18 protein-coding genes are annotated in these 22,132 nt (G+C 75.5%); 12 read left to right on the top strand and 6 right to left on the bottom strand.

Annotated features, from left to right (window positions below):
* The 3 genes from CCE02nite_RS14950 to rsmD form a co-directional block, all read left to right on the top strand.
* Positions 1 to 1,481 (top strand): fatty acid kinase subunit FakA-related protein (locus tag CCE02nite_RS14950; RefSeq protein ID WP_141390408.1); only part of this gene is annotated, 1,481 nt, incomplete at its 5' end.
* On the top strand, positions 1,478 to 3,736 hold the full coding sequence (locus tag CCE02nite_RS14955; protein ID WP_141390409.1) for an ATP-dependent DNA helicase RecG: 2,259 nt from the start codon (positions 1,478 to 1,480) through the stop codon (positions 3,734 to 3,736). The genes CCE02nite_RS14950 and CCE02nite_RS14955, both read left to right, overlap by 4 nt.
* 127 nt (positions 3,737 to 3,863) lie before the next feature.
* Positions 3,864 to 4,502: a 16S rRNA (guanine(966)-N(2))-methyltransferase RsmD gene (rsmD, locus tag CCE02nite_RS14960; RefSeq protein WP_141390410.1), complete on the top strand. Its 639-nt coding sequence runs from the start codon at positions 3,864 to 3,866 to the stop codon at positions 4,500 to 4,502.
* A gap of 53 nt (positions 4,503 to 4,555) precedes the next feature.
* Here rsmD and CCE02nite_RS14965 read toward each other — a convergent pair whose 3' ends face one another.
* Complete coding sequence (locus tag CCE02nite_RS14965; RefSeq protein WP_141390411.1) at positions 4,556 to 5,299, bottom strand: GNAT family N-acetyltransferase; 744 nt, start codon at positions 5,297 to 5,299, stop codon at positions 4,556 to 4,558.
* 87 nt (positions 5,300 to 5,386) lie between these two features.
* Between CCE02nite_RS14965 and coaD the strand changes: the two genes are divergently transcribed.
* The 8 genes from coaD to CCE02nite_RS15005 all read left to right on the top strand — a co-directional run bounded on the left by coaD (position 5,387) and on the right by CCE02nite_RS15005 (position 10,557).
* The gene (coaD, locus tag CCE02nite_RS14970) at positions 5,387 to 5,887 is read left to right on the top strand and encodes a pantetheine-phosphate adenylyltransferase (protein ID WP_141390412.1); all 501 of its coding nucleotides are present in this window, start codon (positions 5,387 to 5,389) and stop codon (positions 5,885 to 5,887) included.
* A 23-nt stretch (positions 5,888 to 5,910) separates the two neighbouring features.
* Positions 5,911 to 6,483, top strand: a complete 573-nt coding sequence (locus CCE02nite_RS14975) for a hypothetical protein (RefSeq protein WP_255318887.1) — start codon at positions 5,911 to 5,913, stop codon at positions 6,481 to 6,483.
* Between the two features lie 268 nt (positions 6,484 to 6,751).
* The gene (locus CCE02nite_RS14980; protein ID WP_255318888.1) at positions 6,752 to 7,309 is read left to right on the top strand and encodes a YceD family protein; all 558 of its coding nucleotides are present in this window, start codon (positions 6,752 to 6,754) and stop codon (positions 7,307 to 7,309) included.
* 2 nt (positions 7,310 to 7,311) lie between these two features.
* A complete protein-coding gene (rpmF, locus tag CCE02nite_RS14985; RefSeq protein ID WP_021482203.1) occupies positions 7,312 to 7,506 on the top strand; it encodes a 50S ribosomal protein L32 in 195 nt (64 codons plus the stop codon).
* Between the two features lie 5 nt (positions 7,507 to 7,511).
* Complete coding sequence (gene rnc, locus CCE02nite_RS14990; RefSeq protein ID WP_255318889.1) at positions 7,512 to 8,264, top strand: ribonuclease III; 753 nt, start codon at positions 7,512 to 7,514, stop codon at positions 8,262 to 8,264.
* Positions 8,257 to 9,207, top strand: a complete 951-nt coding sequence (mutM, locus tag CCE02nite_RS14995) for a bifunctional DNA-formamidopyrimidine glycosylase/DNA-(apurinic or apyrimidinic site) lyase (protein WP_141390414.1) — start codon at positions 8,257 to 8,259, stop codon at positions 9,205 to 9,207. The genes rnc and mutM overlap by 8 nt, the downstream gene beginning before the upstream one ends.
* A 153-nt stretch (positions 9,208 to 9,360) precedes the next feature.
* The gene (locus CCE02nite_RS15000) at positions 9,361 to 10,122 is read left to right on the top strand and encodes an alpha/beta fold hydrolase (RefSeq protein WP_141390415.1); all 762 of its coding nucleotides are present in this window, start codon (positions 9,361 to 9,363) and stop codon (positions 10,120 to 10,122) included.
* A gap of 3 nt (positions 10,123 to 10,125) precedes the next feature.
* Positions 10,126 to 10,557 carry a winged helix-turn-helix transcriptional regulator gene (locus CCE02nite_RS15005; protein WP_141390416.1) on the top strand — a complete coding sequence of 144 codons (432 nt, stop codon included), beginning with the start codon at positions 10,126 to 10,128 and terminating at the stop codon, positions 10,555 to 10,557.
* A gap of 55 nt (positions 10,558 to 10,612) precedes the next feature.
* Here CCE02nite_RS15005 and CCE02nite_RS15010 read toward each other — a convergent pair whose 3' ends face one another.
* The 5 genes from CCE02nite_RS15010 to CCE02nite_RS15030 all read right to left on the bottom strand — a co-directional run bounded on the left by CCE02nite_RS15010 (position 10,613) and on the right by CCE02nite_RS15030 (position 18,046).
* Positions 10,613 to 11,554 (bottom strand): NAD(P)-dependent oxidoreductase, encoded by a 942-nt coding sequence (locus CCE02nite_RS15010; protein WP_141390417.1) that lies wholly within the window; start codon positions 11,552 to 11,554, stop codon positions 10,613 to 10,615.
* Positions 11,555 to 11,787: 233 nt separating this feature from the next.
* Entirely contained in the window at positions 11,788 to 13,620 is a 1,833-nt protein-coding gene (gene cydC, locus CCE02nite_RS15015; RefSeq protein WP_141390418.1) for a thiol reductant ABC exporter subunit CydC, read from the bottom strand.
* The gene (cydD, locus tag CCE02nite_RS15020; protein ID WP_141390420.1) at positions 13,617 to 15,383 is read right to left on the bottom strand and encodes a thiol reductant ABC exporter subunit CydD; all 1,767 of its coding nucleotides are present in this window, start codon (positions 15,381 to 15,383) and stop codon (positions 13,617 to 13,619) included. The genes cydC and cydD overlap by 4 nt, the downstream gene beginning before the upstream one ends.
* A complete protein-coding gene (cydB, locus tag CCE02nite_RS15025) occupies positions 15,380 to 16,492 on the bottom strand; it encodes a cytochrome d ubiquinol oxidase subunit II (RefSeq protein WP_141390422.1) in 1,113 nt (370 codons plus the stop codon). Before cydB ends, cydD begins: the two co-directional genes overlap by 4 nt.
* 39 nt (positions 16,493 to 16,531) lie before the next feature.
* Complete coding sequence (locus CCE02nite_RS15030; RefSeq protein ID WP_141390423.1) at positions 16,532 to 18,046, bottom strand: cytochrome ubiquinol oxidase subunit I; 1,515 nt, start codon at positions 18,044 to 18,046, stop codon at positions 16,532 to 16,534.
* A gap of 531 nt (positions 18,047 to 18,577) precedes the next feature.
* Here CCE02nite_RS15030 and CCE02nite_RS15035 point away from each other — a divergent pair.
* Positions 18,578 to 22,093 (top strand): ribonuclease E/G, encoded by a 3,516-nt coding sequence (locus CCE02nite_RS15035; protein WP_174774921.1) that lies wholly within the window; start codon positions 18,578 to 18,580, stop codon positions 22,091 to 22,093.
* The last annotated feature ends 39 nt before the right edge of the window (positions 22,094 to 22,132 follow it).

Raw genomic sequence — 22,132 nt, forward strand, 5'->3', positions numbered from 1 at the left:
CCCGCCCCGCACCCGGCACGATCCTCACGGCGGCCGACGCCGCGGCGCGTGCCGCGGCGACCGCGTCGGAGGGGCCCGGTGCCTCCGCGCCCGCGGTGGTCGCGGCCGCGGCCCGGGACGCGGCGCGTGCCGCGGCGCTGCGCAGCACCGGCGAGCTCGACGTGCTCGCCCGGGCACAGGTCCTGGACGCCGGAGCCCTCGGCCTCGTGCTGGTCCTCGGCGCGCTCGTCGCGGCGCTCGACGCCCGCGTGGCGGGGGACGACGACCCCTCGGCCGCCGCGCCCGCCCCGGGTCCCGCGCCCGGCGCGCACGGCGACGCCGGGCCCGCGGGAGCGGGCGTGTCGGAGGTGCTCGGCATGATGGCCGGCATGGTGCCGGTGCCGGGCTCGCCCGGGGAGGCGGGCACCGGGCCGGGGGCCGGGCACGAGGGGGGCGAGTTCGAGGTGATGTACGTGGTCGACGTCCCGGTGGGCGGTGCGGAGCACCCTGCCGGCATGGCCGTCGAGGACCCTGCCGAGCTGCTCCGCGCGGAGCTCGCGCGGATCGGCGACTCCGTCGTCGTGGTGGGCGGGCGGGGCGACGACGGCTCGGGCCTCTGGCAGGCGCACGTCCACACCGACGACCCGATGGCCGCGGTCGCCGTCGGGCGAGCCTCGCTCGCGACCCTGCGGTCCGCGCGGGACGGCCACGAGGTCGGCTCGCCGTCCTCGGCGGGGGCCGACGTCGCACTGCGCCAGGTGCGTGTCCGCCACCTCCCGGGGCCCCACGATCCGGGCCACGCCCCGGACGCCGCTGCCGACGAGGCGCACGACGCCCGGACCGGTGCGTCCGCCGTCGCCGACGCCCCCGGGACGGTCGCGGTGACCACGGCGCCCGCGCTCGTCGCGGACCTCGCCCGGGCGGGCGCCGTCGTGCTGCTGCGAGAGGCTCCCGGCCCCCTCGACCTGACCGCCCTGCACCGCGTCGCGGTCGACGCACGCGCGTCGCACGTCGCGCTCCTGCCCGGCGCGGACCTGCGGGAGGACGACGTCGAGTCCCTGCGCGCGACCCTGCGCGACGACGGGGTCGAGACGCTCGAGGTGCTGCCCGCCGGGACCGACCTGCACGTCGCGGTGGCGCTCGCCGCCGCGCAGCTCGTGGAACCCGGTGCCGCGCAGCGGCTGGAGGCGGCCCGGTCGGCGCTCGACGCGGCACGGTGGGCTCGCCTCGACACCGCGGGCGTGCCGGCCCCGGCGCTGGCGCAGCGGTTGACGGACCTGCTCGGACCGCTCCGGGATCCCCTCGGGGCGCTCGTCACGGTGCTCGCCGACGACGACGTGCCGGGCGTGGCCCTCGACGCGCTCGCGGCGCACGCGACCGGGGACGGCGCCGAGGTCGTGCTCCTGCGCTCGGGGCGCGACGGCGGCGTCGTCACGCTCGCCGTCGAGGGGCCGGACGCCGCGGCCGACGACATCGAGGTCACCGTGGGGACCGAGCGATGAGCGACCGCCTGGCCGAGCCGCTGACCCGCGCGGTCGGCACGCGCAGCGCGGGCCCGCTCGCGAAGCTGGGCCTCGAGACCGTGGGAGACCTCCTGCGGCACTACCCGCGACGCTACGGGGACCCGGGGCGCCTCACCGACCTCGGCGGCCTCGCCCTCGGCGAGCACGTGACGATCGTCGCGCAGGTCCGCAGCGCGACGGTCCGGCGCATGCGCAACCGTGCGGGCGCGATCCTCGAGGCGATCGTGACCGACGGCCCGCAGCAGCTCTCGCTCACGTTCTTCGCCAAGAGCCCCAACGTCCTGCGCTACCACGAGCAGCGGCTCGCCCCGGGGCGGCACGGGCTCTTCACGGGAGTGGTCGGGCTGTACCGCGGCACGCGCCAGCTCACGCACCCGGACTACAAGATCATCGGGGTGGACGACGACGCCGAGGACGCGGAGAGCGCCGTGCTCGAGGCGAGCCGGCCCATCCCGATCTACCCCGCGAGCGCGAGCATCCCGAGCTGGAAGATCCAGCCCGCGGTGCGCACCGTGCTCGACCCCCTGCGCGAGGAGGACGTCCCGGACCCGCTCCCGGGCGCCGTCCGCGAGCGGCACGGGCTCGGGACGCGGTTCGAGGCGCTGCGCGACGTGCACGAGCCCTACGACGAGAAGCAGTGGCGGCGCGGGCGCGACCGGCTGCGGTACGAGGAGGCGTTCGTCCTCCAGGCGGCGCTCGCCCAGCGCCGGGCCCGGGCCGCGGCCGAGCCGGCGACGGCCCGCCCTCCCCGCGGACCGGGGGAGCCGAGCGTCCTTGCCGACTTCGACGCCGCCCTCCCGTTCACGCTGACGACGGGTCAGCGTGAGGTCGGGGAGGAGATCGCGACGGACCTCGCGCTCGCGCGGCCCATGCAGCGGCTCCTGCAGGGCGAGGTGGGCTCCGGCAAGACGGTCGTCGCGCTGCGCGCCATGCTCCAGGTGATCGACGCCGGCGGGCAGGCGGCGCTCCTCGCCCCGACCGAGGTGCTCGCCGCGCAGCACGCGCGCACCCTGCGCGCGCTGCTCGGGCCGCTCGCGGAGGGCGGCTTCCTCGGCGGCGCGGAGCACGGGACGCGCGTCGCGCTCCTCACCGGGTCGCTCGGCGCCGCGGCGCGCAAGGAGGCGCTGCTCGACGCCGCGAGCGGCGCGGCGGGGATCGTCGTCGGCACGCACGCGCTGCTGTCCCAGAACGTGCAGTTCGCCGACCTCGGCCTCGTCGTCGTGGACGAGCAGCACCGGTTCGGCGTCGAGCAGCGCGACGCGCTGCGGGCCAAGGCGCGGACGGCCCCGCACCTCCTCGTCATGACCGCCACCCCGATCCCGCGCACCGTCGCGATGACGGTGTTCGGCGACCTCGAGACCTCGTCGCTCACGGAGATCCCGGCCGGGCGCGCCGGCATCACGACCCACGTCGTGCCCGCCGGCAACGAGGCGTGGATGGAGCGCACCTGGGCGCGCGTGCGCGAGGAGGTCGACGCCGGGCATCGTGCGTACGTGGTGTGCGCGCGCATCCACCCGGACGAGCCGGACGCGGACGGGCCGTCGAAGGGGACCGACGACTTCGACGAGGTGCCCGACTTCCTCCTCGACCCCGACGTCCCGGACGCGTCGGACCGCGCACCCTTGCGGGCCGTGCTCGAGGTCGCCGAGGAGCTGCGCGCGCACCCGCGCCTCGCGGGGCTCGTGGTCGGGGTGCTGCACGGACAGATGGCCCCGGCGGACAAGGACGCGGTGATGGCCGACTTCGCGTCAGGCGCCGTCCAGGTGCTCGTCTCGACGACGGTCGTCGAGGTCGGCGTCGACGTCCCCGAGGCCACGGTCATGGTGGTTCTCGACGCGGACCGGTTCGGCATCTCCCAGCTCCACCAGCTCCGCGGGCGCGTCGGGCGCGGGTCCGCGGCCGGGCTGTGCCTGCTCGTCTCGACGGCGCAGCCGGGCACACCCGCCGCGACACGCGTCGAGACGCTGGCCCGCACGACCGACGGGTTCGAGCTCGCGACCGTCGACCTCGAGCTGCGCAGCGAGGGCGACGTCCTCGGCGCCGCGCAGTCGGGGCGGGCGAGCTCGCTGCGGCTCCTGCGCGTGGTCAAGGACGCGGACGTCATCGAGACCGCGCGCAACGACGCGGCCGCCGTCGTCGCGGACGACCCCGACCTGACCGACCACCCCGCGCTCGCCGACGCGATCCGCGACCAGCTCGATCCCGAGCGCGAGGAGTTCCTCGAGCGCGCATGAGCGTGCGGCATCGTCCGCACCGGCCGCTGCGCCGGGTGTCGTGACCTCGCACCATGGCGTGGTCCGTCGCGACCCCGTACCACGGCGTCGTGCGTCGAACCCGGTGCGGCGTGTCTAGGCTGGGCGCGTGACGAGGATCGTGGCGGGAACGGTAGGGGGACGCACGCTGCAGGTCCCGCCGCGCGGGACGCGGCCGACGAGCGAGCGTGTCCGCGAGGCGATCTTCTCCCGTCTCGAGCACCTGGGCGTGGTCGACGACGCGCACGTCCTCGACCTCTACGCGGGCTCGGGCGCGCTCGGCCTGGAGGCCGCGAGCCGCGGCGCCGCCGACGTGACGCTCGTCGACTCCGCCCGGGTCGCCGCCGACGTCGCCCGTCGCAACGTCGCGGCCCTCGGCCTGTCGAACGTGCGCGTCGTCGCGCAACCCGCCGAGGCGTTCGTCGCGGGCGTGGCCGCCGCCATGGCGACGGAGCGGACGGCCGTCGGGGCGGCGTCCGGGGCAGCGACCTCCGGGCGTGCGGGACACGGCCCTTACCACCTCGTGCTCGTCGACCCGCCGTACGACGTCACCGCCGAGGCGCTGGAGCGCGTGCTGGCCCACCTCGCGGCGCCCGGCGTCCTCGACCCGGCCGCCGTCGTCGTCGTCGAGCGCTCGACGCGCACGCCCGAGCCGACCTGGCCGACGGGCTGGGAGGTCGTCGCGCGCAAGGACTACGGCGAGACGACGGTGTACTTCGTCGGCCCCGAGCTCCCCGACGAGACGTAGCCCGCCACCGGCCGGAGGGCCTCGCGCCGCCGGGGTGGAGCCGGACGCTGCCGTCAGGCCAGGGGTGCGTGCGCCTCGTCCGGGGGGAGGAGACCGACGGGGACGGTCGCGAGGGCGGCGGGATCTGCCGGGTCGACGAGCGTGACGCGGTCACCGCTCGCGGCGCCGAGCAGGCGGCGGGTCGCGGCGTCGTCGGCCAGCGTGCCCTCGCTCGCGCGGAGGTTCTCCGCGAGGAACGCGCGCAGCGGCGCGGCCGGGACGTCGTCGGCCGCGTCCGGCCCGAGGGGGAACGACACGAGCAGGAGCGCGGGCACGCGCTCGCCGCCGGGGCCGTCGCCGGGCTGGAAGTAGGGGAGCGCGAGGACGCGGGCGCCGAGGCGCCCGTAGAACCGCAGCCGCGCGACGGGGTCGCCGTGCGCCTCGCTGCCGACGTGGTGCGCGGGGTGCTCGACCTCCCCGACGACGAGGAGCGGGTCCAGGGTGCGCCAGTCGGCGAGGGCCGCGGCCAGGAGCCGCCCGCCGACCCCGCCGCCGCGCCGGCCGGGCGCGATGGCGAGGTAGAGGACGAGGAGGACGCGTGCGTCGGAGAACCACTCGCCGACGACCCCGGCGACGGCACGGCCGTCCTCCACGACCCCGAGGCAGCGCAGGCGTCCGCTCTCGTGGTGGTCGAGGAGCTCGTCGACGTCCACGAGCTCGGCGGGCGGGAACGACGGCGCGAGCACGTCGCGGTGGAGCGAGCGCACGAGCTCGGGCGTCGTGAGCGGGACGACGGCGGGTTCCTCGGGAGCGGTCACGCGGACCATCGTCGCGCGCGACGCCGATCCGCGCCCGCCCGGTCGCGCCGCCGGGGTCCGCGCGGCCGCGTGTACTACCGTGACGAGGTGACCACAGCCGTCTGTCCCGGGTCGTTCGACCCGATCACCCTGGGCCACCTCGACATCGTCCGACGTGCCCGCGCGCTCTTCGACGAGGTCGTCGTCGGCGTCGCGCGGAACGCGTCGAAGTCGGCGCTGCTGAGCGTCGACGAGCGGGTCGCGCTGGCCCGTGCGGCGGTCGCCGACGCCGGTCTCGAGGGTGTCCGCGTGGAGGTCGTGCCGGGGCTCCTGGTGGACTTCTGCCGGGAGATCGGCGCGGGCGCCGTGGTCAAGGGCCTGCGCGGTGGCGCGGACTTCGACGCAGAGCTGCCGATGGCGCTCATGAACCGGCACCTGGCCGGCGTCGAGACCGTGTTCGTCGCGGGCGACTCCGCGCTCCTGCACGTCGCGTCGTCGCTCGTGAAGGACATCGCGCGCTACGGGGGCCCGGTCGACGACCTGGTCCCCCCGGGGGTCGGGGACGCCGTCCGTGCGGCGCTGGCACGGGTGCAGGGGAGCAGCAGGTGAGCACGACGGGAAGGACAGGGTACGTGAGCGAGCAGCAGGACCGACGGGTGACGCACGACGACCGCGCGACGGAGGAGGCGCAGGTCGGGCTCAACGCGATCCTCGACGACCTCGCGCACCTCGTGGAGTCGGCGCGCGCGATGCCCATGTCCGCGTCGGTGCTGGTGCACAAGGGCGACGCGCTCGCGCTCGTGGACGAGCTGCGCGGCGCGCTGCCCGAGCAGCTCGCGCACGCCGACGAGGTGCTGGCCCAGGCGGACGCCGTGCTCGAGGACGCGCACCGCCAGGCGGAGGAGATCCTCACGACGGCGCGGGCGCGCGCGATCGAGCTCGTGCAGGCGGAGCAGGTCGTGGTCCAGGCGGAGTCGCGGGCCCGGGAGATCGTCGACGAGGCCGACGAGGCGGCGGCCGCGCTCCGGCGCGACGCCGACGACTACTGCGACCGCAGGCTCGCCGACTTCGAGGTGGATCTCGGCAAGCTGCTCGCGCAGGTCCAGGGCGGGCGCGCGAAGCTCGCGGACCGCCTCGGTGACCGGGTCGGCGAGCCGGAGGAGTCGCCGTTCCCGGCGACGATGCGCGAGCGCGCCGGGCGCTGAGGTTCGCGGGCCGCGCCCGAGCCGCGGGACGCCGTCAGCCCGACGCCGGGTCCCGGCTCGTCGGCACGGGAGGCAGGTGGCGGCCGGGCCGTCGCGTGACGTAAGATCGATGTTTGGCTCGGCGCGTCACGCGTCGGCCTGTGCCTGGCAGTCGCCGTCGAGCGGCCGTCGGCCCCCGACCATCGTTGACCATCCGTCCGCGGGCGCCCACGCCCGCGGCCTGGCGATCCTGGAGTCCGCCATCACCGCCGAGAAGACGTCGCCGCTCGTGCTCGACACGCACGAGCTCGGTCGGCGACCCGGGAGCATGCTGACGGTCCGCCGGGCCGTGCCTGCGCCGGCCGACCTCGGGACCGCCGTGATCGGCATCCCCGAGGGCAGCGAGCTCGAGCTCGACCTGCGTCTCGAGGCGGTCATGGAGGGCGTGCTCGTCTCGGGCACGGTGTCGGGCCACGCGGTCGGGGAGTGCGTGCGCTGCCTCGACACGGTCCGCGAGGACGTCACGGTCGAGCTCGGGGAGCTCTTCGCCTACCCCGAGCGCGCGAAGGCCGCCCAGGAGTCGGGCGACGACCTGGAGGACGCCGAGGACGTCTACGACCTCGACGGCGACCTCGCGGACATCGAGCCCGCGCTACGGGATTCGGTCGTCACTGCACTACCATTCAGTCCGGTGTGCCGAGCGGACTGCCCGGGGCTGTGCTCCGAGTGCGGGGCGCGTCTGGCGGACGACCCGGGGCACACGCACGAACTTGTCGACCCTCGGTGGTCGGCGCTGGAGAGCATGTTCGACACCTCGAACGTGTCCGACGAGACGAAAGAGAGCTAGCCGTGGCTGTTCCGAAGCGCAAGATGTCGCGCAGCAACACCCGTGCGCGTCGTTCGCAGTGGAAGACGACCGCCGCGAACCTCACCACCTGCCCGCAGTGCAAGGGCGACAAGCTGTCGCACGCGGCGTGCCCGACGTGCGGTACCTACAAGGGCCGCCAGTACGCCGAGGCGCTGCGCACCGAGCACGCAGGCTGAGGCGCGTGGCACCGGCTGCACCGGCATCCGGTCTTCTCGAGAAGCTCGGGGTCCATCTGGACCCCGAGCTTCTCGTGCTTGCGCTCACGCACCGGTCGTTCGCGCACGAGAACGGCGGCATCCCCACGAACGAGCGTCTCGAGTTCCTCGGTGACACGGTCCTGGGCCTCGTCGTCACGGAGACCCTCTACCGCCGCCACCCCGACCTGTCCGAGGGCGAGCTCGCCAAGATGCGGGCCGCGACCGTCTCGCAGAAGTCGCTCGCCGCGATCGCGCGCCGGCTCGGCCTGGGGCAGTACGTGCTGCTCGGCAAGGGCGAGATCCGCACGCGCGGCAACGACAAGGACTCGATCCTGTCCGACACGGTCGAGGCGATCATCGGCGCGGTCTACCTGAGCCACGGGCTCGAGCCTGCACGCGGCCTCGTGCTCCGGCTCGTCGAGCCGACGCTGTCCGCCGCCGCGGGGCTCGGCGCGGGGCTCGACTGGAAGACGTCGCTCCAGGAGGCGGCCGCAGCCTCGGGGCTGAGCGCGCCCTCCTACTCGAGCGACGCCGTCGGGCCGGACCACGCGCGCGTCTTCACCTCGTACGTCCACCTCGACGGCCGGCTCTACGGGACCGGCAGCGGGACCGCGAAGAAGTACGCCGAGCAGGAGGCCGCCGAGCGCGCCTACCGAGCCCTGGCGACCGAGCGGGCGCAGTCGCAGCCGTCCGACGAGCACGCGACGGCGAGGACGGCCGAGGACGCGGGTGCCTGAGCTGCCCGAGGTCGAGACCGTCCGCGACGGTCTCGCCCGCCACGTGCTGGGCGCCCGGGTCGTCGACGTCGAGGTGCTGCGCGACTACAGCGTGCGGCGCCACGACGGCGGCCCCGCGGACTTCCGGGACCAGCTCCTCGGCCAGCGCCTCGACGCGGCGGTGCGCCGCGGCAAGTTCCTCTGGCTCCCGCTGGTCCCGGCCGGGTCGACGCACGAACCCGACGGCGGCCCCGCGGCCGCGCTGCTCGCGCACCTCGGGATGTCGGGCCAGCTCCTCGTGCGCTCGGGGCCGGGCCTCGGCGAGCGGTCGCCCCACCTGCGCGTGCGGCTCGTGCTCGAGCCCGACGGCGCCGGCCCGGCGGGCGCGCTCGCGCTCGACTTCGTCGACCAGCGCACGTTCGGGCACCTGTCCGTCCAGGACCTCGTCCCGACGCCCGACGGTGCACCCGGCGGACTCGGCTCGGACCTCGCGGCCGTGCCCGGTCCCGTCGCGCACATCGGCCGCGACCTGCTCGACCCGGCGCTCCGGCGCGACGACGTCGTCGACGCGATCCGCCGTCGGCGGACGGGGGTCAAGCGCGCGCTGCTCGACCAGACGGTCGTGTCCGGGGTCGGCAACATCTACGCCGACGAGGCGCTGTGGCGCGCCCGCCTGCACTACGCGCGCGCCACCGACACGCTGCGGCGCCCTGAGGTGCACCGCCTGCTCGACGCGGCCACCGAGGTGATGACCGAGGCGCTCGCGCAGGGCGGCACGAGCTTCGACACCCTCTACGTCAACGTGAACGGGCGGTCCGGGTACTTCTCGCGCTCGCTCGCGGTCTACGGGCAGGAGGGCGAGCCGTGCCCGCGCTGCGGGACGCCGGTGCGCCGTGAGGAGTTCATGAACCGGTCGTCGCACTTCTGCCCGCGGTGCCAACGCGCGCCCCGGCGAGCACGCTGACCCGGGCGTGCGCGGCACGTCGTCCTCGGCGCCCCGTGCCCCGTGCCCCGTGAGCGCACGCCTCGGGCTGCACCCACCCCCACTGCTTGCGTTTCGCGATCAGTTCCGCCTACGGTGAGACTGCTCGTCAAACACGATCGGTTGGAGGGGTCCATGTCCACGTCGACAGCGAAGGCCGTCCTGGTGCCGGGAGCATGGATGGGAGGGTGGGTCTGGGAGCCGACCGCAGCGCGCCTGCGCGGCCGGGGCATCGACGCCGAGGCGATCACCCTGCGGGGCCTGCAGCCCGGCGACGCCGACACAGACATCGCCGCCGTCGGCCTCGACGACCACGTCCGTCAGATCGTCGAGCACGTCGCGGAGGCGGGCTCGCGGCCTGTCGTCCTCGTCTCGCACTCCTACTCCGGCATGGTCACCGCGTGTGCCGCCGACCGGCTCGGCGGTCAGGTGCTCGGCCTCGTCCACGTCGGCGCGTTCGTGCCGACCTCCGGGCGGTCGCTGCTCGACGACTGGGGCGACTCGGACGACGAGCGCGCGCGGGAGCGCGCCGAGATCGACGCTGCGGGCGGCCTCTGGGCCGCCCCGACCCGGGGGATGCTCGACCACGAGACCGAGCTCGCGCCGCGTGACAGAGACGTCCTCGCCGCCGCGTTCACCCCCCACCCCGGCCGGACCGTCCTCGACCCGGCGACGCTGTCGAGCCCGGTGGGCGAGCAGCCCTCGACCTACGTCGCCCTGGGCCGGACCGGCGATCCCGACGAGGCGTGGAGCGAGGCACCGTCTGCGGTGAGGTCGGCCCGCGGATGGCGGCGGAGGCATCTTCCCGGCGGCCACTGGCCGATGGTCTCCGCCCTCGACGCCACGGTCGACCTGCTCGACGAGGAGATCCGCCACTACGACCGGGAACAGGGCTGAGCCGTGGCGACGACCGGACGGTCCGGCTGCCCGATCAACCTCGCCATCGAGCTCTTCGGTGATCGGTGGACGCTGCTCATCCTGCGCGACATCGTCTTCTCCGGCCGTCGCCACTTCCGAGAGCTCCTCCGCGGGTCCGAGGAGCGGATCACGAGCAGCATCCTCGCCGACCGGCTCGACCGCCTCGTCGACGCCGGGGTCCTCACCCGCTCGGACGACCCGACGCACAAGCAGAAGGCCGTCTACAGCCTCACCGAGAGCGGCGTGGACCTCGTCCCCGTGCTGGCGACGATCGGGAACTGGGGTGCGACCCACCGTCCCGCGGACCCGGAGAGGGTCGGGGTCGCCCGCGAGCTGGCGTACGAGCTGCCCGCGACATGGTCGACGCGGATGGAGTCGCTCCGCGTGGACCATCGTCCTGCCGGCTCGTCCTGAAACGACGACGGCGTGCTGCCGCCGGCCTGCCGCTCGCGGTCGGCGGACCACGCGATCAGCGCCCGACGACGTTGCGCAGCGCGCGCCCGGCGCGGAGCGCGTCGAGGTTGGCGTTCACGAGGTCCGACGCGCGCTGGGGGCGGTTGCCCGCGACGTGCGGTGTGAGGATCAGTCGCGGGGCGCCCCACAGGGGTGACTCCGGGGGCAGCGGCTCGGTCTCGGTGACGTCCAGTGCGGCCCCGCCCAGACGGCCGTCGCGCAGCGCCGTGACGAGGGCCCCCTCGTCGACCGTGGCGCCGCGCCCGACGTTGACGAAGACCGCGTGGTCGGGGAGCTGGTCGATCCGGGCGGCGTCGAACGCGTGCCGGGTCGCGTCGAGGGCGGGGAGCAGGGAGACGAGCACGTCGGTCGTCGCGAGGACGTCCCGGAGGTCGTCGTCCCTCACGACGCGGAAGCCGTGGCGCTCGCCACGGCGGCTCGCGACGCCCGTCACCTCGGCGCCCAGGGCGGCGAGCAGCGGTGCGAGGCGCTCCGCGATCGAGCCGAACCCCCAGACCGTCACGCGTGCGCCGTCGAGCGTGTAGCGCGCGGCGGTCGCGGGGTCGGCCTGCGCCCGGTTCACGGCGGTGTCCCACCGGTGCTCGCGCTGCGCCTCCCCGAGCACGTCGAGCCGCCGCACCGCCGCGAGGACGAGCGCGAGCGCGTGCTCGGCGACCGGGCCGTCGTGCAGGGACCGGCCCGACGTGATCGTCACCTCGGGCCCGAACCCGGCGGCCAGCACCGCGTCCGGGCCCGCTGCGAGCGTCTGGACCCAGCGCAGGCGGGTGAGCCGCGCGGCGGCGTCCGCGAGGTTCGCGGGGGTGTTCGCCCACGCCACGAGGACCTCGGCGTCGGCGTCCTCGGGACGCAGCGGCGCCGCGGCGTCGTAGCCGACGACGTCGTCGCCCGGGCCGCCGCGCACGTCGAGGGCGATGGTGCTGGGCACGAGGATCTTCAACGCTGCTCCCGGGGTCGTCCGTCGCGGTCGCGGTCGCGGCCCGCCCGGCGCGGGGCGGGCCGCCTCGCGAACGTATCACCGAGCCGTGGTGCCCTCCGGGTGCCGCCTGGCCCTCCCACCTGAGCTTCTACATGATCACGTCGTCGGTCGCGAGCCTGCGCGCCGCGCCGACGATGGCGGTCTCCGTGCGCGTCACGAGCCTGCGCACGCCTCGGCGAGGGCTGACCCCGCGATCAGCGGTGGGCCGGCGCCTCCTGGTCGAGCGCCCACCGGTAGGCGGGGAGCCCGAGCAGCTCGGCGTGCGTCCCGCGCGCGACGACCCGCGCCGGAGCGTCGTCCGGCGCACCGTCGGGGACACCGAGGAGCAGCACCTCGTCGACGGCCTCGAGCGCGCTGAGCCGGTGCGTCGCGAGGACAACGCCGCGCCGGCCGTCACCGGCTGACGCGCGGGTCGTCGCGACGAGGTGCCGCACGAGCGCGTCGGCGCCGGCCGCGTCGAGGTGCTCGGCCGGCTCGTCGAGCAGCAGCAGCGGCGCCGGTGACAGCAACGCCCGCGCGACGAGCAGACGACGGCGCTCGCCCCCGGACACCGTCGTGGCGTCCGGGCCGAGCAGCGTCTCGACGCCGTCCGGCAGCGCGGCGAGCCAGGCGTCCAGGCCGACGTCGTGCAGCGTCGCCGCGGCCTCCTCGGCCGTGACGTCGCCTCGCGCGACGCGCAGGTTCTCCAGCACCGTCGTGTCGAACACGTGCGCGTCCTCGGCGACGAGCACGACGCCGCGTGCAGCGGCCTCGCGGGGGAGGGCGCTCATGTCGGTCCCGTCGAGCGTCACCCGGCCCGCGAGCGCGGGGACGAGCCCGGCGGCGGTCGCGAGCAGCGTCGTCTTGCCGACCCCGGACGGTCCGACGACCGCGATCGCGCGCCCGGGGCGCAGGTCGAGGTCCACGCCCGCCACGACGACCCGCGCCGTGCCCGGCCAGCCCGCCGCGACGTCGTCGAGCGCGAGCGACGCCTGCTCGGTGGGCGACGGCTCCGCCGGACCGGGGACGGAAGCGTCCGCGGTGCGTGCCGTCGTGGTGGCGCGCGTCGCGGAGCCGTCGAGGAGCCCGACGACGCGCGCCGCGGCCTGGCGCGAGCGGTGGAGCTGGACGGCGGCGGCGGGCAGGGCGTTCGCGGCCTCGAACACCGCGAGCGGCGTGAGCACGATGACCGACAGCTCCACGGGCGCGAGCGTCCCGGCCGTCACCGCAGGGATGCCGAGCACGAGCGACGCGAGCACCGCGAGGCCGACCGCGAGCGCGGCGATCCCCGCCGCGACCCCGGCGGGGCGGGCACCGTCGTCGGTCACGCGTGCGAGGGCGCGGTCCGTCGCGCGCAGGTCGTCGAGGCGCGAGTCGAGACGACCGGAGACGGCGAGCGGGCCGGACTGCTCGAGGATCTCGAGCGTCGTCGCGGTCATCGCCGCGCGCGTCGTCGCGCCGCGCGCCTCGACCTCGCGCGCCGACCGCGCGGAGAGCCACGGCGCGAGGACGGCCGCGAGGAGCAGGCACAGCGCGAGGGCGACGCCCGCGGCGGGCAGGAACGCCCCGACGAGCGCCACGGATCCCACGGAGATCGCCAGCGCGACGCCGGCGGGGACGAGCGCACGCACGACGACGTCGCCCACCGCGTCGACGTCCGCGCCGACCCGGGCGAGCAGGTCGCCACGTCGCAGCCCGACGAGCGCACCCGGCGACCCCTCCGCCAGCGCGGTGTAGAGGTTGGCGCGCAGGGCGGCCATGCCGCGCAGCGCGACGTCGTGCGAGGCGAGGCGTTCGAGGTAGCGGAAGACGCCGCGCGAGATGCCGAAGGCGCGGACGCCGACGACCGCGACGGAGAGCGTGAGGACGGGCGGCATCTGCGAGGCGCGCGCGATGAGCCACGCGGCGACGGCCGCGAGGCCGACGGCGCTCCCGAGCGACAGCGTGCCGAGCACGACGGCCCACACGACGCGGCGCCAGCGCACGTCGAGCAGCCCGACGGCGCGCCACAGCGGGTCGTTCGCGAGGCGGTCACGGGTGCCGGTCACGGGTGCCTCCCTTCGACGGGCGCGGCGACGGGGGCGAGCCCGACCGTGCCCTCGGGCCCGCCGTCCGCGGGGGCCGGCCGGTCGTCGAGCGTCGTCGAGCGGACGCCGACGACGTCGTCGGCGGCGCGGACGAGCGAGGCGCGGTGGGCGACGACGACGACCGTCCGGCCCTGGTCGCGGAACGTGCGCACGGCGTCGAGCACCACCTGCTCGCCGCGCGCGTCGAGGTGGGCGGTCGGCTCGTCGAGCACGACGAGCGGGACGTCGGCAGGGTCGCCGAGCAGGGCTGCGGCGAGCGCGACGCGCTGGCGCTGGCCCACGCTCAGGCCGACGCCGCCGCGCCCCACCGCGGTGTCCCACCCGCCGGGCAGCGTCGCGAGCACGGTGTCGAGGCCGGCGGTGCGCGCGGCGCGGTCGAGGTCGGCGTCGCTCACGGGCAGGCCGCCGGCGACGACGTCGCGCAGCCGGCCCGGGGCGAGCACCGGGCGCTGGGGGAGCCAGGCCACCTGGGGCCAGTACGTCGCGGGGTCGACGTCGGCGAGGTCGAGCGGCTCGGCACCCGGAACGGTCAGGGTGACCGTGCCCCGGTCGGGGCGGACGAGGCCGAGGAGGACGAGCGCCGTCGTGGTCTTGCCCGCCCCGCTGGGACCGGTGAGGGCCACGACGCGGCCCGACGTCCCGAGCCGGAGCTCGAGGTCGAGGTCGGCGGGCGCGAGCGCGTCGCGGTCGCCCGCTCGGACGCTCATGCCGTGCAGGGCCAGCGTGGTGCCGGAGAGCGCGGGCGCGGGGGTCCTCCCGGGCTCGGGAGCCTCCTCGTCGAGGACCGCGAACGCCTGCTCCGCGGCCGCGATGCCGTCGGTGGACGCGTGGAAGTGCAGCCCGACCTGGCGCAGCGGCAGGTAGACCTCGGGCGCGAGCACGAGCACCGCGAGGGCGGGCTCGAGCTCCATGCCGCCGTGCACGAGGCGCAGCCCGACGCCCACCGCGACGACCGCCACCGACAGCGTCGTGAGGAGCTCGAGGACCATGCCGGAGAGGAACGCGACGCGCAGCGTACCCATGGTCGCGCGCCGGTTCGCGTCGCCGAGCGCGCGCACGCGCTGCTCCGGGCCGCGCGCGCGGCCGAACGCGAGGAGGGTCGGCAGCCCGGCGAGCAGGTCGAGCACCTGCGCGCCGAGCCGCTGCATGACGACGAGGCGCCGCTCCGACGTCCCGGCGGTGAGCCGCCCGACCAGCACCATGAAGAGCGGCACGAGCGGGATCGTCACGGCGATGACGACGGCCGAGACCCAGTCGAGCCCGAGGACGACGGCGAGCGTCGCGGGCGTGACCGTCGCCGCCAGCAGGAGCTGGGGCAGGTACCGCACCATGTACGGCTCGAGGGCGTCGAGCCCGCGCGTCGCGAGCGTGGCGACCTCGGGGCCGCGCCCGGACGCGAGCCACCGCGGACCGAGGGCCACGGCGTGCGTGACGACCTGCTCGCGCAGCTCGGCCACGGTCCGGGTCGCGGCGCGCAGCGCGAACCGCTCCTGCGCCCAGGACGTCGCCGCCCGGGCCGCGACGACCCCGGCGAGCAGCCCGACCCGCGGCCCGAGGTCGGCCAGGTCGGCCGTCCCCTGGATCGCCGGCGCGAGGACCGACGCGAGGACGACCGCCTGGGCGACGACCAGGGCCGCCGTGGCGAACCCCAGCACCGCCGTCAGGACGACGTACCCCCGCGCGGCCCGCGCGTGGCGCAGGAGCCGCGGGTCGAGCGGCTTCACGCGTCGCCCGACCCGCCGGTCCCGAGGCTGCGTCCGGCCGAGCCGCCCGAGGACGCCCCGCCGAACGCCGCCTCGCGGACCTTCTTGAGCGAGAGCCCGGCGGGCGCGGGGATGTCCTTGGTGGAGAGGCGGCGGCGGAACACCCAGTAGGTCCACGACTGGTAGGCGATGACGAGCGGCGTGAGGATCACCGCGACCCACGTCATCACGGTCAGCGTGTAGTCGGTGGACGACGCGTTGTGGATCGTCAGCGAGTTCGCCGGGTCGACGGCGGGCATGACGTCGGGGTACATCGAGCCGAAGATGAGCACGACGGCCGCGACGATCGTCACCGCGGAGGCGGTGAACGCCCAGCCCTCGGCGCCGCGGCGGTTGGCGACGAGCGCGGCCACGAGTCCGCCGGCGGCGAGCACGACGGCTGCCCACGTCCAGGGCACGGAGTACGCGACCTGGGCCCACACGGCCCACCCGCCCGCGAGCACGAGCGCCACGACGCCGAGCACGGAGGCGTGCTGGCGCGCGCGGGCGCGGATCTCGCCGTCGGTCTTCAGGGCGACGAAGACCGAGCCGTGCAGCAGGAACAGGCTCAGCGTGACGAGGCCGCCGAGGAGCGCGAACGGCGACAGGAGCGAGAAGAACCCGCCGACGAACTGGTGGTCGGCGTCGAGCTGCACGCCCCGCGCGAGGTTCGCGAACGCGACGCCCCACAGCACGGCGGGCACCCACGACCCGACCTGGATCGCGACGTCGCAGCGGCGCGCCCAGCCCTCGTCGCGGATCTTGCCGCGGTACTCGAACGCGACACCGCGCACGATGAGTGCGACGAGGATGAGCAGGAGCGGCAGGTAGAAGCCGGAGAAGAGGGTCGCGTACCACTCGGGGAACGCGGCGAACGTCGCGCCGCCCGCGGTGAGCAGCCAGACCTCGTTCCCGTCCCAGACCGGGCCGATGGTGTTGATGAGGACGCGGCGTTCCTTCTCGCGGTGCTCCTTGTCGCCGCGGGGGAGGATCGACAGCAGCATGCCGACCCCGAAGTCGAAGCCCTCGAGCACGAGGTAGCCGGTCCACAGGACCGCGATGAGCACGAACCAGACGACGGCGAGATCCACGGTGGCGTTCTCCTGAGATTCTGGACGGGTCCGGGCGCGTCAGTACGCGAAGGACAGCGGTCGGTCTGCGGCCTCGGTGCCGTCGTCGGGCGGCTCCTGCGCCTCGGGCGACTCGTCGTGCACCACCAGCGGCACCCCCTCGATCGCGTAGCGGCGCATGAGCGTGAACCAGACGGCGGCGAGCGCGCCGTACAGGAGCGTGAAGACGATCATCGACGTCAGGACGACGCCGGGGCTCACCACGGTGGACACGCCCCGCTCGGTGAGCAGGCGGATCTGGTCGATGCCCGTGGGGTTCGGGGCGACGACCCAGGGTTGGCGGCCCATCTCGGTGAAGATCCAGCCGAACGAGTTCGCGAGGAACGGCATGGGGATGGCGATGAGGCCGACGCGCGCGAACCACACGTTGTCGGTGACGCGGCCCTTGCGGGTGAGCCACAGCGCCATCAGCGCGAGGAGCACGGAGCCGGCGGCCATGCCGATCATGAGCCGGAAGGACCAGTACGTCATCGCGAGGTTCGGCGTGTACGTGACGGGGTCGCCGGCCGCGGTGACGTCGCCGTAGCGCTCGGTCATCTGCTCCTGGACGTCCTCGACGCCCGGCAGGTAGCTCTCGGGCCCGGAGAAGTGGCCCGTGCCGAGGTACGACGCGAGGCCGGGGATCTCGATGAGGTGCGTGACGTTCTCGCACGAGTTCGACAGGTCGCCGATCGTGAGGATGGAGAACGCGGCGCCCTCCTGCCCCTGGCACAGCGCCTCGGCCGAGGACATCTTGCCGGGCTGCTGCTCGTACATGATCTTGCCCTGGATGTCGCCGGAGACGGCGACGCCGATCCCGCCGACGAGCATGGCGATGACGCCGAGCGTGACGGCCGGGCGGTAGACGTCGCGCGCGAGCTCGACGTTCTCCGCCTTGCGGGTGCGCACGAGGCGGACCATCCACCACGCGGCGACGCCCGTGACGAACGTGCCCGCGGTGAGGAAGGTCGCCGTGATCTGGTGCGGGAACGCGGCCCAGAGGGTGTTGTTCGTGAGGACGGCGCCGATGTCGTTCATCTCGGCGCGGCCGGTCTCGGGGTTGAAGATCGCGCCGACGGGGTGCTGCATCCACGAGTTCGCGGCGAGGATGAAGAACGCGGACAGGTTCGTCGCGATCGCCACGGCCCAGATGCACGCGAGGTGCACCTTCTTGTTGAGACGGTCCCAGCCGAAGATCCACAGCCCGAGGAACGTCGACTCGATGAAGAACGCGGCGAGCGCCTCCATGGCGAGCGGGGCGCCGAACACGTCGCCGACGAAGCGCGAGTACTCGCTCCAGTTCATGCCGAACTGGAACTCCTGCACGATGCCCGTCACGACGCCGAGGGCGAAGTTGATGAGCAGGAGCTTGCCGAAGAACTTGGTCAGGCGCAGCCACCGTTCGTTGCCGGTGCGCACCCAGGCCGTCTGCATGATCGCGACGAGGGGCGCCAGGCCGATCGTCAGCGGGACGAAGATGAAGTGGTAGACGGTCGTGATGGCGAACTGCCACCGGGCGAGATCCAGGGCTTCCACGTGCGCTCCTCGGGGGGCCGACGGGTCGGCGGGCTTCAGGGGGAGGTGCTGAGCTACGACGCCGGTCAGGACGGCCCGGGGGAGGGCCACCCTTCTCTGACGCTAGGCCCAATCTGCCCCATCGGCAGGGCGGGAGATGACGCGAAGTGCTGAAAACACGCCGCTTGTGACTATGTTCACAAGCGCTCGGGACCTTGGTCCCGAGCGGACGGGACCGCCGCCCCGGCGGCCGGTGCGTGTCGCCCGAGTTCGTACGCGCCCCTGTGCGATACTGGGCGGAGCCGGGTGGGCTCCGCATCGCCCTCCCGACGAGCACGAGATCGCGGCACCAGCGGACCGCGGCAGTCGGAGCGCCGACCGGGGCGAAGGGCCCGGTGGCAGGCGCCCGCGCCGCGCACGCGGACCGCGGCCGTGGCCGACGACTTCCGTCGCCGGACGACGCGCTCCGGTGCGCTCGTCCTGAGCGACGACCGACCGCCCCGAGGGGCCGCACGGTGCGGGGCGGTCCCTGTGGCAGCAGGAGCACGACGCGTGACGCTCGACAGCACCTCCGACAGCACCCCCTCTGAGTCGACGGCGGACGCCGCCGCGACCCACGACCGGGCCGAGGGCCCGACCACAGGGCGCAAGCCCGCCCGCCGCCGCGCCACCCGCAGCGCGGCGCCGCCCCAGGCGCCGGCCGCACCGGCAGACGGCGCGCCCGTCCCCGCCGACGCGCCCACGGCACCCGCCGACCCGGCGCCGGTCGCCGAGACGACGACTGCCGACACGGCCGAGAAGAAGCCTGCGCGCCGATCGCGCCGCGCGACCCGTGCGACGTCCGCGTCCGTCGAGCCTGCCGCCGACGCCCTCGCGACGCCCGCCGCCGGTTCCACCGCGGCCCCCGCCGCCGACGCGGCGTCCTCCGCGACCCCGGTGTCCTCCGACGTCCCGACGTCCGCCGAGGCCGAGCGTGCGCCGGAGACCACCGCTCCGAAGGGCCGTGGCCGCACCACGCGCCGCACCCAGGGTGGCGCGAAGAAGCCCGAGACCGCCGCGACCGACGCCCCGCTCGACGTGCTCTCGGAGTTCGGGCTGAGCGCGGCCCCCGCCGTGGAGCAGGCGGCGCCCGCGGCCACCGGCCCGGACGCCGACGCACTGCTCGGCGCGTCCGACGCGCCGCGCAAGGCCAAGCGCACCCGGACGTCGCGCAAGGCGGCCCCGGTCGAGGACGTCGCCGCGCCTGCGGCGCCCGAGGTGGAGTCAGCCGGGCCGACCGAGCCTGCGCAGGCCGTGACCGAGGCTCCCGCGGAGAAGAAGCCCGCGCGCCGCTCGCGCCGCGCGACCTCCGCAGCCGGCGCCCCGACCACGAAGGCCCCGACCGCGAAGGTCGCTGACGCGCAGGCTCCGGTCACGACGGCCGACGACGCCGTGCCCGCCGTGGCCGAGGCCACCGCGCCGCTCGTCGAGCCGGACGCGCCGGCCTCCGAGGAGACGCCGAAGAAGCCCGCGCGCCGCTCGCGCCGCGCCACCTCGAAGACCGTCTCCGCCGAGGAGCCGGCCGAGCCGCAGCAGGCGGCCGAGGCGACGTCGGGCGACGCTCCTGCGCCCGCGGCCGCACCGGAGGCGCCCGTGTCGCCCGCAGCCACCGGCGCGGGCACGAGCACGCCGCGGCTCGCGACGACCGCCCTGCTCTTCCAGGCGCCCGACCCCGCGGCCGCGCCGCGTCGTCCCCGCCGGGCCCAGAGCCCGGCCGGTCCGCCGCGCCACGTCGAGCCGGCCCCCGTGGCCCAGGCGACCCCTGTCGCCGAGCAGCGCGAGCGGGCTCCGAAGGAGTCCGCGGCTGTCCCGGTGGCGTCCGAGCGCACCCAGGACGTGACGGTCGAGGTCGCCCTCACGGGCGAGGACGCCGCCGCGGTCGAGGAGATCGAGGCCATCGAGTCGGAGCTCGTCGCCGAGGGGATCGAGCTCCCCGACGACGCGTTCGGGCCGGAGGACTTCGCCGAGCTGGAGGAGGCCGAGCCCGACGCCACCGAGGACCAGGCCGCGTCCGACGACGCGGAGTCCGGTCCCCGCCGCCGCCGTCGCCGTGGTGGCCGTGGTCGCCGTGGTCGCCCGGACACGGGTCGTGAGCAGGACGAGAACGACGAGACCCCCGCCGAGGGTGACGAGCCGGCCGACGCCGGCGCGACCGCCGAGGCCGACGAGCCCGAGCACGAGGCTGCCGACGCCGAGCCCGGCGAGGACGAGGCGGGCAGCCGCCGTCGGCGTCGCCGCCGCCGCGGTGGGCGGGGTGAGAGCGGCGACAGCTCCTCGACCCGTTCGCGGCCGCGCGAGCGCAGCCTGGCCGACGAGGTCACGGCGCTCAAGGGCTCGACGCGTCTCGAGGCGAAGCGCCAGCGTCGCCGCGAAGGGCGGGACGCCGGTCGTCGCCGCCAGATCATCACCGAGGCGGAGTTCCTCGCGCGCCGTGAGGCGGTCGAGCGGTCGATGGTCGTGCGCGAGCGCGCGGGCCGCACGCAGATCGCCGTGCTCGAGGACGGCGTGCTCGTCGAGCACTACGTCTCCCAGCAGTCGCAGGCGTCCATGGCGGGCAACGTCTACCTGGGCCGGGTCCAGAACGTGCTGCCGAGCATGGAGGCCGCGTTCATCGACGTCGGCAAGGGCCGCAACGCCGTGCTGTACGCGGGCGAGGTGAACTGGGACGCGGCGGGGCTCGAGGGCCAGCCGCGCCGGATCGAGCAGGCGCTCAAGTCGGGCGACTCCGTGCTCGTGCAGGTGACCAAGGACCCGATCGGGCACAAGGGCGCGCGCCTCACGTCGCAGATCACGCTCGCGGGCCGCTACCTCGTGTTCGTGCCCGGCGGGGGCATGACGGGCATCAGCCGCAAGCTCCCCGACACCGAGCGCAACCGCCTCAAGAAGATCCTCAAGGAGGTCGTGCCCGACGGCGCGGGCGTCATCGTGCGCACCGCCGCCGAGGGCGCGAGCGAGGAGGAGCTGCGCGCGGACGTCGAGCGGCTGCGCGGGCAGTGGGAGGCCATCGAGAAGAAGTCGAAGAGCGCCTCGGCGCCGGCGCTGCTCCAGGGTGAGCCCGACCTCGCGATCCGCGTGGTCCGCGACATCTTCAACGACGACTTCAGCTCGCTCGTCGTCGAGGGCGACGGGGCGTGGAGCGAGATCTCCTCGTACGTCGAGGAGCTCGCCCCGGACCTGCGCGAGCGCGTCTCCAAGTGGACGGGCACGCAGGACGTCTTCACCGTGCACCGCGTCGACGAGCAGCTCGCCAAGGGCATGGACCGCAAGGTCTGGCTGCCCTCGGGCGGCTCGCTCGTCATCGACCGCACCGAGGCGATGACCGTCGTCGACGTCAACACGGGCAAGTTCACCGGCTCGGGCGGCACGCTCGAGGAGACGGTGACGCGCAACAACCTGGAGGCGGCCGAGGAGATCGTCCGCCAGCTCAGGCTGCGCGACATCGGCGGCATCATCGTCATCGACTTCATCGACATGGTGCTCGAGTCCAACCGCGACCTCGTGCTGCGTCGCCTCGTCGAGTGCCTGGGGCGTGACCGGACCAAGCACCAGGTCGCCGAGGTCACGTCGCTCGGGCTCGTGCAGATGACGCGCAAGCGCGTCGGTCAGGGCCTGGTCGAGGCGTTCAGCGAGACGTGCGAGCACTGCCACGGGCGCGGCTTCATCGTGCACACCGACCCGATCGAGAAGTCGGGCGGCAACGGTCGCGGGGGCCACGACCACGGCGGCAACGGCGGGAGCGGCGCCCCGGCGGCCGCGGAGGAGCCGGCCGAGGCCGGGCGCTCGCGGTCGCGCCGCAAGCGCGGCACCGCCACTGCCGGCGCCGGCAAGGACACGGCGATCACGCTCCCGCAGGCGGCCGTCCCGGTCCTGCCGGAGGTCTCGTCCGAGGCGCGCGAGGCCGTGAAGGCCACGCTCGCGACGATCGCCGCGGCCGCGGCGCACGCCCACGAGCACGAGCACGAGCACGACGGTGCGGATCCCGCGCCGGTCGTCGGCGACGACGCCCACGCGGAGCCCGGCGAGGAGTGACGGTCACCGCGCCCGGTGGCGTGCCTGTGCACGCCGCCG

It is taken from the genome of Cellulosimicrobium cellulans, assembly GCF_006539945.1.
Taxonomy (GTDB): domain Bacteria; phylum Actinomycetota; class Actinomycetes; order Actinomycetales; family Cellulomonadaceae; genus Cellulosimicrobium; species Cellulosimicrobium cellulans.